Source organism: Pseudarthrobacter sp. P1 (genome assembly GCF_050156935.1).
In the GTDB taxonomy this organism is placed as follows: Bacteria; Actinomycetota; Actinomycetes; order Actinomycetales; family Micrococcaceae; genus Specibacter.
Genome location: NZ_CP189584.1, coordinates 1,593,732 through 1,609,226 on the forward strand (window position 1 = coordinate 1,593,732; position 15,495 = coordinate 1,609,226).

The following is a 15,495-nucleotide window of genomic DNA, read 5'->3' on the forward strand; positions in this document are numbered from 1 at the left end:
GTTTCGGTGCACGTGACAGGCCAGGTTGTGGCTAGACCTTGGCCGGCAGGGTGGTCGGCTTGAACGACGGGCGCTTCGCCTCGAAGGCCGTGATGTCCTCCTCGTGGCGCAGGGTCAGGCCGATGTCGTCCAGACCCTCCAGCAGGCGCCAGCGGGTGTAGTCGTCGATGTCGAACGGTGCAACGACGGTGCCGGCGGTGACCATCTTGGTGTTCAGGTCGACGGTGACCTCGGTGCCCGGCGCGTTCTCCAGGACTTTCCAGATCAGCTCGATGTCATCCTGCGCCACCTCGGCGGCCAACAGGCCCTGCTTGCCCGAGTTACCGCGGAAGATGTCGGCAAAGCGGGAGGACAGGACGGTCTTGAAGCCGTAGTCCTTCAGCGCCCAGACGGCGTGCTCGCGGGAGGACCCGGTGCCGAAGTCGGCGCCGGCCACCAGCACGGAGCCGCGGCTGAACGGCTCCTGGTTGAGGATGAACTCCGGGTTCTTGCGCCAGCTGGAGAACAGCGCGTCCTCAAAGCCGGTGCGCGTGATCCGCTTCAGGTAGACGGCGGGGATGATCTGGTCCGTGTCCACATTGCTCTGGCGCAGCGGGACACCAATGCCGGTGTGGGTGGTGAACTTTTCCATGGTTTCTCCTACGCTGCGGTGGTGGCGGCCAGCGGGGCCAGGTCGGACGGGGAGCTGAGTGTGCCGCGCACGGCCGTGGCGGCCGCGACGACGGGCGAGACCAGGTGGGTGCGTCCACCCTTGCCCTGGCGTCCCTCAAAGTTGCGGTTGGAGGTGGAGGCGCAGCGCTCCCCCGGGGCCAGCTGGTCCGGGTTCATGCCCAGGCACATGGAGCAGCCGGCAAAGCGCCACTCGGCACCGAAGTCGGTGAAGACCTTGTCCAGGCCCTCGGCCTCGGCCTCGAGCCGGACGCGGGCGGAACCGGGCACCACCAGCATGCGGATGGCGGGGTCCTTCTCGCGGCCGCGGATGATGTCCGCCGCGGCGCGCAGGTCCTCGATGCGGGAGTTGGTGCAGGAGCCCAGGAACACGGTGTCCACCCGGATGGCCTTCATCGGCGTGCCCGCGGCCAGGTCCATGTACGCCAGGGCACGCTCGGCGGCGGCCTTGGCGTTCTCGTCGCCAAAGTCCTCCGGCGACGGGACGGCGTCGTTCAGCGAGACGCCTTGGCCCGGGTTGGTGCCCCAGGTCACGAAGGGCTCCAGCGTGTCGGCGTCCAGGTCCACCTCGGCGTCGAACACGGCGTCGTCCTCGGTCACCAGCGTGCGCCAGTACTCGACGGCGGCATCCCAGTCGGCGCCCTGCGGCGCGTGCGGGCGGTCCTTCAGGAAGGCAAAGGTGGTCTCGTCCGGGGCGATCATGCCGGCGCGGGCGCCCGCCTCGATGGACATGTTGCAGACCGTCATGCGGGCGTCCATGCTCAGGGCCCGGATGGCGGAGCCGCGGTATTCGAGCACGTAGCCCTGGCCGCCGCCGGTGCCGATCTTGGCGATCACGGCCAGGATGATGTCCTTGCTGGTGACGCCCGGGCGCAGCGTGCCCTCAACGTTGATCGCCATGGTCTTGAACGGCTTCAGCGGCAGCGTCTGGGTGGCCATGACATGCTCCACCTCGGAGGTGCCGATGCCGAAGGCCAGTGCGCCGACGGCGCCGTGGGTGGAGGTGTGCGAGTCGCCGCAGACCACCGTCATGCCGGGCTGGGTCAGGCCCAGCTGCGGGCCGACGACGTGCACGATGCCCTGCTCGGCGTCGCCGAGGGAGTGCAGGCGGACGCCGAACTCCTTGCAGTTGTTGCGCAGCGTCTGGATCTGGGTCCGGCTGGTGAGGTCCGCGATGGGCTTGTCGATGGCCAGCGTGGGGGTGTTGTGGTCCTCGGTGGCAATGGTCAGGTCCGGGCGGCGCAGCGGCCGGCCGGCCAGACGCAGCCCCTCAAAGGCCTGCGGCGAGGTGACCTCGTGGATCAGGTGAAGGTCAATGTAGAGCAGGTCGGGCTGGGCGGCGTCGCCCTCGCCTTCGCCCTTGCGCACAATGTGGTCGCGCCAAACCTTTTCGGCCAGCGTCTTTGCTGTCTGCGTGTCGGGTGTGGTTGCCTCGTTCACGGCCAGCTCCCTTCATCTGGTGGACCGCCGCATGGCATCTTGTGCCATGTTGCATGTGGGTCCGGTGGACTGTCTCTGCCTCCACTGAACCAGCCACGGCGCGCAGGGCGCCAGCTGGACAATTTGCATCTCACATAATGAGACGGCAATATCATTACATGGACAATTCTAGCGGCGTTGGCGTCATCGATAAAGCGGCCCAGGTTTTGGATGCCTTGGAGGCCGGCCCCACCACCCTGGCCCAGCTGGTGGCCGCCACCGGCCTGGCCCGGCCCACCGTGCACCGGCTGGCCCTGGCCCTCGTGCACCACCGATTGGTCAGCCGGGACATCCAGGGGCGCTTTGTGCTCGGCAGCAGGCTGGTGGAGCTGGCCTCCGCCGCCGGCGAGGACCGGCTCATTGCGGCCGCCGGCCCCGTGCTGCTGCAGCTGCGCGACAGTACGGGCGAAAGCGCCCAGATCTTCCGCCGGCAGGGCGATTCCCGCGTCTGCGTGGCCTCCGCCGAGCGGCCCATCGGCCTGCGCGACACCATTCCGGTGGGCACGCAGCTGACCATGAAGGCAGGCTCCGCCGCCCAGGTGCTGCTGGCCTGGGAGGACCACGAGCGCCTGCTCGAGGGACTGCACAACGCCCGCTTCACTCCCACGGTGCTCGCCGGCGTCCGCCGCCGCGGCTGGGGCCAGAGCCTGGGCGAGCGCGAGCCCGGTGTGGCCAGCGTGTCCGCGCCGGTGCGCGGCCCCTCCGGCCGTGTGATTGCCGCCGTCTCCATCTCCGGACCCATTGAGCGCCTGACCCGCCAGCCGGGCCGGTTGCACGCCGAAATTGTCTGCAACGCCGCGCGGGTGCTCTCCGAGGCCCTGCGCAAGAACGCCGACTAGCCCATGGCCACCTCGGCTGGCACTAGTGCTTCCGGCACGGGCTCCTTGGGCCGCTACGCAGTGTTCCTGCGCGGCGTGAATGTGGGCGGCATCAACATCAAGATGGCCGACCTGCGTGCGGCGCTGAAGACCTTGCCGCTGGCCACCTTCTCCACCCTGCTGGCCAGCGGCAACATCGCCTGCACCGCAAAAGCCTCGGCACCGGAGCTCAAGGAGCTGGTGGAGGCACTGCTGCGCGAGCGCTTTGGCTACGACGCCTGGGTGGTGGTGTTCACCGCCGCCGAAGTGGACGCCGCCATCAAGGCGTGCCCCTACCCGGCCGATTCGCCTCTGCTGCACAGCTACATCACACTCAGCTCCGAGCCGGGCGTGCTGGACGAGCTGGAAACCCTCGGCAGCGCGCTGGAGGACACGGAACTGGTGCGGATCGCCCCGCGCGCCCTGGCCTGGCAGGCGCCCGTCGGCGGCTCGCTGGCGAGCCCGTTCAGCAAGCTCTCCGCCAAGGCCAAATACAAAAGCACGACGACGACGCGCAACCTCCGCACGCTGCTGAAGGTCCGCGACGCCCTCGCCTAGCGGGTCCAGCGCGACCACTCCGGCCACCGGGGTCTCGACGGGCTCGACCAACGCAGCCGGGCTCGCCTAGCCGGCGTCGTCCAGGGCCCGGCTGAACTCCCGGAACCGTGCAAGCTCCGCCTCGGCGGGGTCCACCACCTCAAGCTCGGCCACCTCGGCCACGGCGGCCCGCATGCGTTTCCTGGCCATGGCGGCCCGCCCGCGCGCCCCCGCCGCGGCGATGGCCTTGGTGGCCACCGCCAGCACGATGCCCAGCGCCACGCCCGCGGCCACCAGCAGGGTGGGCACCGGCCAGCCCTCCACCCGCGGGGCTTCCGGGACCGGCAGCTGGAAATAGCCCAGCAGTGCCAAAACACCGAGCCAGCCCAGCCCCGCCACCGCGGCTGCCAACGCCGTCCATTGAAGAACAGAGAACGGCAGCCACCACCAGGAGCCCTTGTTCGCCCTGAGGTCGGCGGCGGCCACCGCCTGGTCCAGCCTGTCCCCCAGCGTGTCCCGTCCGCTGCGGGCCGCGGCCCGGATGGCGGCCCGCCAGGGCCCGGGGGCGCCGGCGCTGGCCGCATCGGAGAAGGTCCGCACCGCGGTGTCCAGCAGCGCGGTCCCGGGCACCCCGGCGTCGGGCAGCGAGGTCCTGTTCAGCTCCGCGGGATCCGCCCGGCGCAGGCTCAGGCGGCGCAGCGGATCCCGGCGCAGCCGCGAGATCCACCGCGTCACGGGCCAGCCGGTGTGCCTGGTGGCCTCCAGCTGGTAGGAACGGCGCACGGCGTCGGCCACCACATCCACCCGGGCGGCGGCGGAGAGCTGCTCGGCCAGGGCGCGGCGGTCCTGCTGGTGGATGCCGGCCGCCTCGCCGTCCCCGGAGGCCTCGCGCAGCCGGGCGGCCGCCACTGCCACGTCCGCGGACAGCCGGGAGGTTGCCGCGGCACGGGCCGACACCACCTTGGCGATGGCGGCCCGCAGGCCCTCGATGCCCTCCCCCGTCCGGGCGGAGACCGGCAGCACGGCCACCGGACCCAATCCATCCGCGGCCAGCAGTCCGCGCAGCGACTCCAGCACCGGCCCCAGCTGGCCCGGCGCCAGCGTGTCGACCTGGTTGAGCACCACCAGCGTCACGGCGCCGTGCGCGGCGTAGCGGGCGATGAAATCGTGGTGGATGGCGGCGTCGGCGTACTTTTGCGGGTCCAGCACCCAGACCAGCACGTCCACCTGGCCGGCCAGCCGCTCCACGATCACCCGGTTGGCGAGCTGGGTGGAATCGAAGTCGGGCAGGTCCAGCAGCACCAGGCCGGGGCCGCCGTCGCCAGCCAGGCCGGGCACGGCGCCCCCCTCGCGCCGTTCGGCCACCTCCAGCCAATCCAACAAGGCCCCGTTCCCCGGCGGACCCCAGATACTGGCCAGCGGCGCACTGGTGGTGGGCCGCCGGACGGCAACCCGGGCGGCGTCGGTGGCGGCGACGGCGTTGAAGAGCGAGGACTTGCCGCTGCCGGTGGCCCCGAAGAAGCCCACCACCGTGTGCTCGGCGCTCAGCGATCGGCGCGAGGAGGCCCGTTCGAGCACCGCGTAGACCTCGGCCAGCACGCCGTCCTCCAGCCGCCCCTCGGCCAGTTCCCGGGCACGGTCCAGGGCGTCCAGGCGCGCGTCAAGGGCGGAGGCGTCCCGGGCGCTGCGGTGCCGGCTCATCCGGCCCGTCCCAGTGCCGCCAGTTCCTTGGCGCGGCGCTCCAGCGTCTCCACCCGCGCCCCCGTCCCGCCGTGGTCCGTCCCGGGTGCCAGCCGGTCCAGGAAACGGCGCGACTCGCGCTCCAGCAGTCGTTCACAGCGCCGTTCCAGCCCTGCGCGGACCTCCTCGGCGAGCCGGCGGACCGCGTCCTCGCCAAAGACGGCCTCCAGCAGCTTCTGGCCGACGACGGCGGTGCCGCCGGCAATCCCCACCTCGACGCCGGTCAGGCCGCCGGTGACCGAGAAGACCACCACCATCAGCAGCACCCCCAGCCCGTTGACGCCGAAGGACATCCAGCGGGCCTGGGCACGCTTGTCGGCCCCCTCGGAGCGGATCAGCGCCAGCACGTCCAACTGCCAGGCGCGGATCTCCGCGGCCACCTCCTCGCCGAAACCCTCGCTGGCCCCGGAGAGGTCATCGGAGCCCAGCAGGGCCCGGCCGGCGGGGTCCGAGCGCCAGCGCTGGTCGGCGTCCTCGGCGGCCTGCGCACCCTGGTCCACGACGACGGCGGCCAGACCAGTCTCGATGGCCTCCTCAACCCTCACGGCGGGCGGCGGCTGGCCGCGGAAGAAGGCACCAATCCTGTCCCTGAACCGGCCAATGCCGCTCTCCAGCGCACGGAAGAACTCCCCCGTGCCGACAAAATCCTGCCAGCGGGCGAGCACCTCCCCGCGCAGCAGCGAGCCGTCCGAACTCGCGGCCCGGATGGTGGCCAAGGCGTCGCGGTAGGCGGCGTTGACGTCGTCGGCGAGCTGGCCGGCGGCCTCGTCCTGTTCCAGCGCGGCCCGGGCCACGGATTCCACCCGCACGGCCAGGGAGCGCACCGTACCGTCCAGGGTGCGCCGGGCAATCTCGGCCCGCCCGGCGGCATTGGCGGCAATCCCGGCCAGCCAGCGGCGGATGGGCTCGGCGGCAGGGGCCGGGAGCATGCCCAGCGGGTCAAGGCCGGCTTCGGGGATCACAAAAAGCTCCGCGCCACCCAGTCCCTCTTGCTGAAGCATCCGCGACAGGTCCTCGCTGACCTCCGCCTCGGCGCCGGGCGGCACCCGGTCCAACACCACTGCCACCAAGATGTCGCGGGAGGCGGCGTCCACCAGCAGCCGCCACGGGACGGCGTCGGCATAGCGGTTGGCGGTGGTGACAAAGATCCACAGGTCGGCCGCCGCCAGCAATTGGCCGGCCAGCGCCCGGTTGTCGTCGGAGACGGAGTCCACGTCCGGGGCGTCCAGCAGGGCGATCCCGGCCGGGACGGCGCCGTCGGCGAGCAGGACCAGTTGGGCCATGGCGGACGGGTCGGGCGTGACGCCGGCCGCCGACGCCGGCACCGCGGGCCCGGTGAGCGTCCCGTGGACGCGGGAAAGCGTGGGCAGGACCCGGTCGGAGGCAAACCACGCCTCATCCGCCGGGTGGTGCAGCAGGATCGGCTGCCGGGTGGTGGGGCGGATGGCCCCGGTCCGGGTCACGGGATGGCCCACCAACGCGTTCACCAGCGTCGACTTGCCCGCACCGGTGGACCCGCCCACCACGGCCAACAGCGGGGCGTCCAGGCTGCGGTAGCGGGGCAGGATGTAGTCCTCCAGCTGTCCCAGCGAGGCACGCATGCTCTCCCTGGCGGCCGCGGCCCCCGGGAGTTCCAGCGGCAGCGTGAGCCCGGACAGGTCCGCCCGCACCGCTTCAAGAAGCTCGACGGCGGCGCTCTGGGCTCCGGCGGTGCCGGTTGGGGTGGGGTCGGGTTGGAGGCTCACAGCATCATCATGCCAGCAGCCCCGCCGCACGGCCGGGCATTTGCCGGGGACTATTTCCACGGGTTAATGAAAAAACCTCCGGACCCTATTGGATCCGGAGGTTTCTTTTGTGACCCCAGCGGGATTCGAACCCGCGTTATCGCCGTGAGAGGGCGACGTACTAGGCCGCTATACGATGGGGCCCTAATACTTGCTTGCCAAGTCAATCCCCGGCCAGCTCAAAATACTTTACACGAAATCCACCCGGCCCGCCTCCCGGCGCGGTGTGTGATGCGCCACTCCCCGCAGGGACTTTGGCGGCCCGTGGCACCGGGCCAGTGGCGGCTGCGGATGGCTGCGAATGGCCCCGTGGGCGCCTGTCGGCGGCAACGAAAAAAGCCTCCGAAACCAAGTGGTTTCGGAGGCTTTTAGTTGTGACCCCAGCGGGATTCGAACCCGCGTTACCGCCGTGAGAGGGCAGCGTACTAGGCCGCTATACGATGGGGCCCTAATACATTTGCTTTTGCAAGCGCTGGGATACCAGGACTCGAACCTAGAATAACGGTACCAGAAACCGTTGTGTTGCCAATTACACCATATCCCAATGGCACTAAATGGACGCTTCCGTTCAGGTTTTCCCTGTTCCGTTAGCGGCCCTTGCGCCGGGATAAAACTATACATGACGTTTGGCCCAACAACAAAATCGGGGCCGGGCAGGCTCCCCCGTGGGCCAAAAACCCCGCCGTTCCGGGGATTCCAGCGCCCCTGGCCGGCCCGGATCCGCCCCTGCCCGCACCCCGGATGGACGGATGTGGCGCAGAACACGCGGCCGTGTTCCACAGCCGCCATCCGCCGTCGTGCTTAAACGCCAACTGCCCCGCAGATAACGCTCGCTTGGGGCTCCAAGCAAGCGATAAGTGCGGGACAGTTGTGGTGCTGGATGGGCCCACGAACGCGAGGGCCCCAAACGTGGGCCCCCTGTCGCGAGGGGCCCGTTGTGAGCGTGCGAACAACGGGAGCGACAGGGGACTTGCGAGTTTGGGGAGCGTTTGGGGATTAGCCGCGGAAGGTCTTCAGCCGGGTCAGCGAGGAATCCTTGCCCAGGATCACCATGGACTCGAACAACGGCGGGGAGATGCGGCGGCCGGAGATGGCCGTGCGGACCGGACCAAAGGCCAGCCGCGGCTTGATCCCCAGATCCTCCACCAGAGCCTGCTTCAGCGCAGCCTGGAGGTTCTCCGCCGTCCACTCCTGCACGGGTTCCAGCGCCGCCAGGGCGGCGTCCAGGACCTCGGTGAGGTTCTCGGGCAGACCCTTGCGGGCGTCGTCCGCCACGTCCACGGCGTCGTCGGCCTTGAACAGGAAGCTGAGCATCTCCGGTGCCTCGCCCAGCAGCGTGATGCGCTCCTGGACCAGCGGGGCCGCCTCGGTGAGGATCTGCTCCTGGCGGTCCGTGGGCTGCTCGGGCAGCACGCCGGCGGCCTGCAGGTAGGGCACCAGGCGGTTGCGGAAGTCGGTGGCCTCCAGCAGGCGCACGTGCGTGCCGTTGATGGCCTCGGCCTTCTTGACGTCGAAGCGGGCCGGGTTGCCCAGCACGTTGTGGACATCGAAGGCCGCCACGAGCTCGTCGCGGGTGAAGATGTCCTGGTCCGCGGAGAGCGACCAGCCCAGCAGGGACAGGTAGTTCAGCAGGCCCTCGGGGATGAAGCCGTGCTCGCGGTGCAGGAACAGGTTGGACTCGGGGTCCCGCTTGGAGAGCTTCTTGTTGCCGTGGCCCATCACGTACGGCAGGTGGCCAAACAGCGGCATGTACTCGGCCACGCCCACGGCGATCAGCGCCTGGTACAGGGCCACCTGGCGCGGGGTGGAGCTGAGCAGGTCCTCGCCGCGGAGCACGTGGGTGATGCCCATCAGGGCGTCGTCCACGGGGTTGACCAGCGTGTACAGCGGGGCACCGTTGGGGCGGACGATGGCGTAGTCCGGGACTGATCCTGCCTTGAAGGTGATCTCGCCCCGAACCAGGTCGGTGAAGGTGATGTCCTCGTCCGGCATCCGCAGCCGCAGCGCCGGCTGGCGGCCCTCGGCCTTGAACGCGGCGATCTGCTCAGCAGTCAGGTTCCGGTCGAAGTTGTCGTAGCCGAGCTTGACGTCGCGGTCTGCGGCCTTGTGGCGCGCCTCAACCTCTTCGGGCGAGGAGTAGGACTCGTAGGCAAATCCACCCTCCACCAGCTTGGCGATGACGCCCTGGTAGATGTCCCCGCGCTGGGACTGGCGGTACGGCTCATGCGGACCGCCCACCTCCACGCCCTCGTCCCAGTCAAGGTCGAGCCACTTCAGGGCCTCCAGCAGCTGGTGGTAGCTCTCCTCGCTGTCGCGGGCGGCGTCGGTGTCCTCGATGCGGAACACCAGCTTTCCACCCGTGTGCCGGGCGTAGGCCCAGTTGAACAGCGCGGTGCGGATCAACCCGACATGCGGGGTTCCGGTGGGCGAGGGGCAGAAACGGACGCGGACGGGCGTCTCGTCGGTGACAGTGGGGAGTGCGGCAGCAGTAGTCATGATGGTTTCAAGTTTAGCCACCCGACGCACGGAATACGGCATCAAACGACGGCCGGGAAACGGAAACGGGCGGCCACATCCAACCGAAGTTGTCAGTGGCCGCCCGCCTGGGCTTCCGTGGAATCTCTGCGCTAGCGGCGCACCACGGGGTTGGACAGGCGACCGATGCCCTCGATCTCGACCTCGTACCTGTCGCCGTCGGAGAGCAGGTCCACGCCGGCCGGGGTGCCCGTCATGATGACGTCGCCGGGCAGCAGGGTGAACGCACGCGAGACGAGGGAGACCAGCTCCGGGATGCTGCGGACCATCTGGTTGGTGCTGCCGTCCTGGCGCAGTTCACCATTGAGCCAGCCCTTGATGGAGAGGTCCTCGGGGTCAAGGTCCGTCTCAATCCACGGGCCCAGCGGCGCAGCGGTGTCGAAGCCCTTGGCGCGGGCCCACTGCTGGTCCTTATCCTGTATGTCGCGGGCGGTGAGGTCGTTTCCGCAGGTGTAGCCGAAGATGACCTCGTGGACGCGGTCCTCGGGGACGTCCTTGCAGATGCGGCCGATGACCACGCAGAGCTCGGCCTCGTAGGAGACCTCCTCGGAGAACTCGGGCAGCACAATGGGCTCGCCCGGGCCGATCACGGAGGTGTTGGGCTTGAGGAACATCAGCAGCGACTCGGGCACCTCGTTGCCCAGTTCGCTGGCGTGGTCGGCAAAGTTGCGGCCGATGCCGATGACCTTGCTGCGCGGGATGATCGGCGCCACCAGGCGCACATCCGCGAGGTTGAACTTGATGGAGGTACGTTCCACGCCATGGAAGAAGGGGTCACCCTTGATGACAGTGATGACCTCACTACCGGACTCCCCCTCTACGACGCCGTACATGGGATCAGAATCAGCTACAAACCGGGCAATACGCATGGGTCACACTCTATCGGGAATGCCACTGCAGGCTTCAACGCAAGAACCTGTTTTACGTGCTCAGGGCGTTGCCGGGCCAATGCAAACTGCCCCGCACTTAACGCATGCTTGGGCGTCCAAGCATGCGTTAAGTGCGGGGCAGTTGATGGTGCGGGGGTTAGACCAGGCGGGTCAGCCAGCCGTGGGTGTCCTCGACGGTGCCGGTCTGGATGCCCAGCAGCTGCTCGCGGATGCTCATGGTGATTTCGCCGGGCTTGGCGTCGGTGGAGCCGATCTGCTCGTTGGCGTCCTTGAGCATGCCGATCGGGGTGATCACCGCTGCGGTGCCGCAGGCGAAGACCTCCGTGATGTCGCCGGAGGCAATGCCCTCGCGCCACTCGTCCAGGGTGATCTTGCGTTCCTCCACGGTCAGGCCGCGGTCCTTCGCCAGTTGGATGATCGAGGAGCGCGTGACCCCCTCCAGGATGGTGCCGCTGAGCGCGGGGGTGGCCACGGTGCCGTTCTTGAAGACGAAGAACACGTTCATGCCGCCGAGCTCTTCGACGGCGTTGTCGTTGAACGGGTCCAGGAAGAGCACCTGCTTGCAGCCGTTGGCCTCGGCCTCGAGCTGCGGGACCAGGGACGCGGCGTAGTTGCCGCCGCACTTGGCCGAGCCCGTGCCGCCACGGCCCGCGCGGGCGTACTCGTGGGAGATCCAGATGGAGACGGGCTTAAGCTCGCCGCCGAAGTAGTTGCCCGCCGGGGAGGCGATGACGCGGAAGGAGACCTCGCGGGCCGCACGCACACCCAGGAACGCCTCCGTGGCGATCATGAACGGACGCAGGTACAGGCTCTCGCCGTCGCCGGAGGGCACCCAGTTGGCGTCCACCTGCACCAGGCCCTTGACCGCGTCCAGGAACACCTGCTCGGGGAGGTTGGGCAGGGCCAGGCGGGTGGCGGACTTGTTCAGGCGCGCCGCATTGGCCTCGGGGCGGAACGTCCAGACCGAGCCGTCCGCGTGGCGGTAGGCCTTGAGCCCCTCGAAGATCTCCTGGCCGTAGTGCAGCACGCTGGCCGCCGGATCCAGGGAGATCGGACCGTACGGCTCAATGCGGGCGTTCTGCCAACCGCCGTTTCCCTGAGCGTCAACCACATAGTCCACCACGGCCGTGTGGTCGGTGAAGTGGTCACCGAATCCGGGGTTGGCCAGGATGGCGGCGCGCTGGGCGTCGGTCTTGGGGTTGGTGGAAAGCTGCTGTGCGAACGCCAGCTCACTCACGCTCTGGGTCATGGTTCCTCCACATCGTTGTGCCTGCCTCAGTTACAGGTCACTCACTCTAATAGGACCAGCGTACTCCTGCCCAGCGGCCGGTTTGGGGGCCGGCCGCAGGTGGCTAGAGCGCTGCGGCGATGGCGTCGCCGATTTGGCTGGTGCTGCGGGCCCCGGCGCCGGCGCGGGTGGCGATGTCGGCCACCACGGCGGCGTCGATCTTCGCCGCCGCCTCCGCGTAGCCCAGGTGGTCCAGCAGCAGCGCGGCCGAGAGGATGGCCGCCGTCGGATCCGCCTTCTGCTGGCCGGCAATGTCCGGCGCGGAGCCGTGGACGGGTTCGAACATGGACGGCGCGGTGCGGTCCATGTTGATGTTGCCCGAGGCGGCCAGGCCGATGCCACCGGTGACGGCGGCGGCCAGGTCGGTGATGATGTCGCCGAACAGGTTGTCGGTGACGATGACGTCGAAGCGGGCCGGGTCCGTGACCAGGAAGATCATCGCGGCGTCCACATGCAGGTAGTCCACGGCAACGTCGGGGAACTCGGCGGCCACGGCCTCCACTGTGCGCTTCCACAGGTGGCCGGCGTGGACCAGCACGTTGTGTTTGTGCACGTAGGTGAGCTTCTTGCGCGGGCGCTCGCTGGCGCGGCGGAATCCGTCGCGGACCACGCGCTCGACGCCGAAGGCGGTGTTGACGGAGACCTCGGTGGCAATCTCGTGCGGAGTGCCCTTGCGCAGCACGCCGCCGTTGCCGACGTACGGGCCCTCGGTGCCTTCGCGGACCACCACGAAGTCGATGGTGCCGGGGTTGGCCAGGGGGCTGGCCACGCCGTCGTACAGCCGCGACGGGCGCAGGTTTACATAGTGGTCCAGGCTGAAGCGCAGCTTGAGCAGCATCTCGCGTTCGATCAGCCCGGAGGGGATGCTGGTGTCCCCGGGGGCGGCGCCAACCGCACCAAAGAGGATGGCGTCGTGGCCGCGCAGGGCATCCAGCGTGGTCTCCGGCAAGGTCTCCCCCGTGGCCAGCCAGTGCTCGGCACCGAGCGGGTACTCGGTGAGGGAGAGCTGGACGCCGTCCGCTGCAGTGACCTTTTCCAGGACCTTGACGGCCTCGGCGATGACCTCGGGGCCAATGCCATCCCCCGGAATTACGGCAATATCAATCGATGCGCTCATGCCATCCAGCGTAGCCAAGGCATCCACATGATGGGCAAACCGTCTCAAAATGCGGACACGGCAAATCTGTGGGGACGAAATCCGCGGCGTCGCGCGGCTGGCTCCATCCATGGCGCAGTTCCCGTGGCCTTGGCGCCCCCAAGACACGCCCCCAAGGCCACGGGAACTGCGCCATGGTTTGCGACATCACGAAGCCACCCCCTTCCGGCCTGTGGATAACCGGATTCCGGACCCGGGTGCGGCGCACCATGGCAAGATGTTCAAGCCCGCCCCGCTTCCCGATGGCCTGCCGAATGGCTCGTTCACGCTCCGGGCGGCACGTGCCCTGGGCGTCACGGACAGCCGCGCACGGGCCTCCGACCTCTACATCCCCAGCCGGGAAATCAGGGTTCCCCGCCGCGTCCCACAGCCGCTGCTCGACCGGGTGCGCCCATACCTAAAACTGTTGCCCGATGCCGCCGCCAGCCACACCACGGCAGCGGCCCTGCACCGGATTCCGCTGCCGCTGCGGCACAGCAGTGAACCGTTTCTCCATCTGACCCGTCCCGCCGGCCGGACCATCAGCCGCCGGCGCGGGTGAAGGGCCACCACGCAGTCCTTGGACCGGAGGAGGTGGTGGAGCTCGACGGCGTCGCCCTCACCTCCCTGGCCCGGACATTCACGGACCTCGCCCAAATCATCTCCCTGGACGACCTGGTGGCTGCGGGCGACCATCTGGTGTGCGAGCACCACCGCAGTTTCGGCCCGGCCATTCCGGCGCGGGTGCCGCTGGCCGACCTGGCCGCGTACGTTTCGGCGCGAAAGGGCGTTCCGGGGTTGCGGCGGGCCCGTCACGGCGCTGGGCCTGGTGCGGCCGGACGTGGATTCGCCGCCCGAAACCAAGCTCCGCCTGATGCTGGCGCGTGCAGGCCTGCCGGTGTTTATCCCGGACTACGGCCTGGAGGACGAGCACGGCATCGCGCAGCTGTGGGTCGATCTGGGCTGCCCGGCGTTCAAGGTGTGCGCTGAATACGAGGGCAGCCACCACCTGACACCCGCGAAGCAGGCCGAAGACAAGACCCGGGACCGGTTGACCGCCGACCTGGGCTGGCGGCAGGTGAAGATCTACGCCGCGGACATGCGCTTCGGCGACGCCTGGGTGGTGCAGCAGTTCATCCAAGCGCTCCGGGCCCATGGCTGGACGGGCCGGTAGGACGAATCCGTAGAACGGCGCAGAAACTGCGGCACCGGAACCCGCAGCATTGAATCTGTGGCGCAGCTCCCGCGGGCTTCAACGTCCCAAGGCCACGGGAGCTGCGCCATGGCTGGACCGGGCCCTTGATCTCCACCCACGGGCCGATTCCGCGGGCAGCGGCCGCCGCATAGAGTGATTCCAATGGTCATGCACTCCCTCTATGAATGGTTCCGCACGCACCGCTTTGCCGTCGACTTGGCCGGCATGGCCGCGCTGTGGCTGCTCTTCTGCGGGCTCGCGCTCGTGGGCGGGAACGTGCAGATGGGCGCCGTCGGCACCCTGCTGGTGGTGCCGCTGGCCTGGCGGCGCACCCGCCCCGCCGCGGCCGGTATGGTGATCGCCGCCGTCGCGCTTTTCCAGTGGGCCAGCGGGATCCAGCCGATGCCGGCCAACGCCGCCGTCGTGCTGATTGTCTACGCACTGGCCGCCTACGGCCCGCGCTGGGCCAGCATCGGCGGGCTGGTGCTGGCCCTGCTGGGCGGCGTCCTGTTGGTGACCCGCTACTACATAGACCTGTCCATTTCACCCGTGGCCAATCTGCCGTTCTCGGCCCTGCTGGTGGTGATGGTGTGGGTGCTGGTGCTCTTCTCGTGGACGCTGGGCGACCTCACCCGGACCCGGCGGCTGCGCGAGCAGGCGCTTGAGGAGCGGGCCAACCGGCTGGAGATCGAGCAGACGCAGGAGCGCGAACTGGCCGCCTCGGACGAGCGCGCGCACATTGCCCGGGAAATGCACGACATCGTGGCGCACTCGCTCTCGGTGATCATCACGCAGGCCGACGGTGCGCGCTATGCCGCCGCGGCGGATCCGCAGGTGGCCATCACCACGCTCAAGACCATTGCCGACACCGGCCGCGGCTCCCTGCAGGAGATGCGCCGGCTGCTGGGTGTGCTCCGCGGCGCCGATGAGGCCACCACCCGCCCGCTGCCTGGCCTGGCCGACGTCGAACAGCTGCTGCTCAGCATCCGCGCGCTGGGCCTGCCGGTCCAGTATGCGGTGGTGGGGACGGCACGACGGCGGCTGCCGCCCGGCGCCGAGCTCACCGTCTACCGGGTGGTCCAGGAGGGGCTGACCAACGTGGTCAAGCACGCCGGCCCGAACGCCGCCGCCACCGTGTCGCTTCAGTGGCAGTCCCGCGGGCTCAACATCAGGGTGGAGGACGACGGCCGCGGCGCCGCCGCCCACCCCCTGCAGGACACCGGCCCGCTCGCCGCCCAGCATCCCGCCCCGAGGGTCCCCGGCAGCGGCAACGGACTGCTCGGCATGGCCGAGCGGGTCAAGCTCTACGATGGACAACTGAGCGCCAAACCGCGCCCCGGCGGCGGGTTCGCCGTCGCGGCCTTCATCCCCTACACGGAAGCCTGA

13 protein-coding genes and 3 tRNA genes are annotated in these 15,495 nt (G+C 69.3%); 5 read left to right on the forward strand and 11 right to left on the reverse strand.

Going from position 1 to position 15,495, the window contains the following annotated elements; translation table 11 throughout:
• Nucleotides 1-31: 31 nt before the first annotated feature.
• Both leuD and leuC read right to left on the reverse strand, forming a co-directional pair.
• Complete coding sequence (gene leuD / locus ACQCSX_RS07565; RefSeq protein ID WP_427018399.1) at nucleotides 32-631, reverse strand: 3-isopropylmalate dehydratase small subunit; 600 nt, start codon at nucleotides 629-631, stop codon at nucleotides 32-34.
• Nucleotides 632-639: 8 nt separating this feature from the next.
• The gene (gene leuC / locus ACQCSX_RS07570; protein WP_427018400.1) at nucleotides 640-2,109 is read right to left on the reverse strand and encodes a 3-isopropylmalate dehydratase large subunit; all 1,470 of its coding nucleotides are present in this window, start codon (nucleotides 2,107-2,109) and stop codon (nucleotides 640-642) included.
• Nucleotides 2,110-2,267: 158 nt separating this feature from the next.
• Here leuC and ACQCSX_RS07575 point away from each other — a divergent pair, with 158 nt between their 5' ends.
• Both ACQCSX_RS07575 and ACQCSX_RS07580 read left to right on the forward strand, forming a co-directional pair.
• Nucleotides 2,268-2,987 carry an IclR family transcriptional regulator gene (locus ACQCSX_RS07575; RefSeq protein WP_427018401.1) on the forward strand — a complete coding sequence of 240 codons (720 nt, stop codon included), beginning with the start codon at nucleotides 2,268-2,270 and terminating at the stop codon, nucleotides 2,985-2,987.
• 45 nt (nucleotides 2,988-3,032) lie between these two features.
• Nucleotides 3,033-3,563, forward strand: a complete 531-nt coding sequence (locus tag ACQCSX_RS07580; protein ID WP_427019001.1) for a DUF1697 domain-containing protein — start codon at nucleotides 3,033-3,035, stop codon at nucleotides 3,561-3,563.
• Nucleotides 3,564-3,629: 66 nt separating this feature from the next.
• On the opposite strand, the gene ACQCSX_RS07585 is transcribed toward ACQCSX_RS07580, so the two are convergent.
• The 9 genes from ACQCSX_RS07585 to ACQCSX_RS07625 form a co-directional block, all read right to left on the reverse strand.
• Nucleotides 3,630-5,243 (reverse strand): GTPase, encoded by a 1,614-nt coding sequence (locus tag ACQCSX_RS07585; protein WP_427018402.1) that lies wholly within the window; start codon nucleotides 5,241-5,243, stop codon nucleotides 3,630-3,632.
• A complete protein-coding gene (locus tag ACQCSX_RS07590) occupies nucleotides 5,240-7,027 on the reverse strand; it encodes a dynamin family protein (RefSeq protein WP_427018403.1) in 1,788 nt (595 codons plus the stop codon). Before ACQCSX_RS07590 ends, ACQCSX_RS07585 begins: the two co-directional genes overlap by 4 nt.
• 110 nt (nucleotides 7,028-7,137) lie before the next feature.
• A tRNA-Glu gene (locus ACQCSX_RS07595) sits at nucleotides 7,138-7,210 on the reverse strand.
• 231 nt (nucleotides 7,211-7,441) lie between these two features.
• Nucleotides 7,442-7,514: transfer RNA gene (locus ACQCSX_RS07600), tRNA-Glu, on the reverse strand.
• A 24-nt stretch (nucleotides 7,515-7,538) separates the two neighbouring features.
• A tRNA-Gln gene (locus ACQCSX_RS07605) sits at nucleotides 7,539-7,610 on the reverse strand.
• A 452-nt stretch (nucleotides 7,611-8,062) separates the two neighbouring features.
• A complete protein-coding gene (gltX, locus tag ACQCSX_RS07610) occupies nucleotides 8,063-9,562 on the reverse strand; it encodes a glutamate--tRNA ligase (protein ID WP_427018404.1) in 1,500 nt (499 codons plus the stop codon).
• Between the two features lie 131 nt (nucleotides 9,563-9,693).
• Nucleotides 9,694-10,470: a fumarylacetoacetate hydrolase family protein gene (locus tag ACQCSX_RS07615; protein ID WP_427018405.1), complete on the reverse strand. Its 777-nt coding sequence runs from the start codon at nucleotides 10,468-10,470 to the stop codon at nucleotides 9,694-9,696.
• A 157-nt stretch (nucleotides 10,471-10,627) separates the two neighbouring features.
• Nucleotides 10,628-11,740, reverse strand: coding sequence for a branched-chain amino acid aminotransferase (locus ACQCSX_RS07620; protein WP_427018406.1), 1,113 nt, complete (start codon nucleotides 11,738-11,740; stop codon nucleotides 10,628-10,630).
• A 103-nt stretch (nucleotides 11,741-11,843) separates the two neighbouring features.
• On the reverse strand, nucleotides 11,844-12,896 hold the full coding sequence (locus ACQCSX_RS07625) for a 3-isopropylmalate dehydrogenase (protein ID WP_427018407.1): 1,053 nt from the start codon (nucleotides 12,894-12,896) through the stop codon (nucleotides 11,844-11,846).
• A 256-nt stretch (nucleotides 12,897-13,152) separates the two neighbouring features.
• Here ACQCSX_RS07625 and ACQCSX_RS07630 point away from each other — a divergent pair, with 256 nt between their 5' ends.
• The 3 genes from ACQCSX_RS07630 to ACQCSX_RS07640 all read left to right on the forward strand — a co-directional run bounded on the left by ACQCSX_RS07630 (nucleotide 13,153) and on the right by ACQCSX_RS07640 (nucleotide 15,495).
• Nucleotides 13,153-13,476 carry a hypothetical protein gene (locus tag ACQCSX_RS07630; RefSeq protein WP_427018408.1) on the forward strand — a complete coding sequence of 108 codons (324 nt, stop codon included), beginning with the start codon at nucleotides 13,153-13,155 and terminating at the stop codon, nucleotides 13,474-13,476.
• A gap of 312 nt (nucleotides 13,477-13,788) precedes the next feature.
• Nucleotides 13,789-14,088 carry a hypothetical protein gene (locus tag ACQCSX_RS07635; protein ID WP_427018409.1) on the forward strand — a complete coding sequence of 100 codons (300 nt, stop codon included), beginning with the start codon at nucleotides 13,789-13,791 and terminating at the stop codon, nucleotides 14,086-14,088.
• Between the two features lie 189 nt (nucleotides 14,089-14,277).
• A complete protein-coding gene (locus tag ACQCSX_RS07640; RefSeq protein WP_427019002.1) occupies nucleotides 14,278-15,495 on the forward strand; it encodes a sensor histidine kinase in 1,218 nt (405 codons plus the stop codon).

What these genes read in the sequence shown, in the direction of transcription:
- leuD (WP_427018399.1), bottom strand. Translation starts at nt 631, where the DNA reads ATGGAAAAGTTCACCACCCACACCGGCATTGGTGTCCCGCTGCGCCAG.
- ACQCSX_RS07575 (WP_427018401.1), top strand. Translation starts at nt 2,268, where the DNA reads ATGGACAATTCTAGCGGCGTTGGCGTCATCGATAAAGCGGCCCAGGTT.
- ACQCSX_RS07585 (WP_427018402.1), bottom strand. Translation starts at nt 5,243, where the DNA reads ATGAGCCGGCACCGCAGCGCCCGGGACGCCTCCGCCCTTGACGCGCGC.
- gltX (WP_427018404.1), bottom strand. Translation starts at nt 9,562, where the DNA reads ATGACTACTGCTGCCGCACTCCCCACTGTCACCGACGAGACGCCCGTC.
- ACQCSX_RS07615 (WP_427018405.1), bottom strand. Translation starts at nt 10,470, where the DNA reads ATGCGTATTGCCCGGTTTGTAGCTGATTCTGATCCCATGTACGGCGTC.
- ACQCSX_RS07620 (WP_427018406.1), bottom strand. Translation starts at nt 11,740, where the DNA reads ATGACCCAGAGCGTGAGTGAGCTGGCGTTCGCACAGCAGCTTTCCACC.
- ACQCSX_RS07625 (WP_427018407.1), bottom strand. Translation starts at nt 12,896, where the DNA reads ATGAGCGCATCGATTGATATTGCCGTAATTCCGGGGGATGGCATTGGC.
- ACQCSX_RS07630 (WP_427018408.1), top strand. Translation starts at nt 13,153, where the DNA reads ATGTTCAAGCCCGCCCCGCTTCCCGATGGCCTGCCGAATGGCTCGTTC.
- ACQCSX_RS07635 (WP_427018409.1), top strand. Translation starts at nt 13,789, where the DNA reads ATGCTGGCGCGTGCAGGCCTGCCGGTGTTTATCCCGGACTACGGCCTG.
- ACQCSX_RS07640 (WP_427019002.1), top strand. Translation starts at nt 14,278, where the DNA reads ATGCACTCCCTCTATGAATGGTTCCGCACGCACCGCTTTGCCGTCGAC.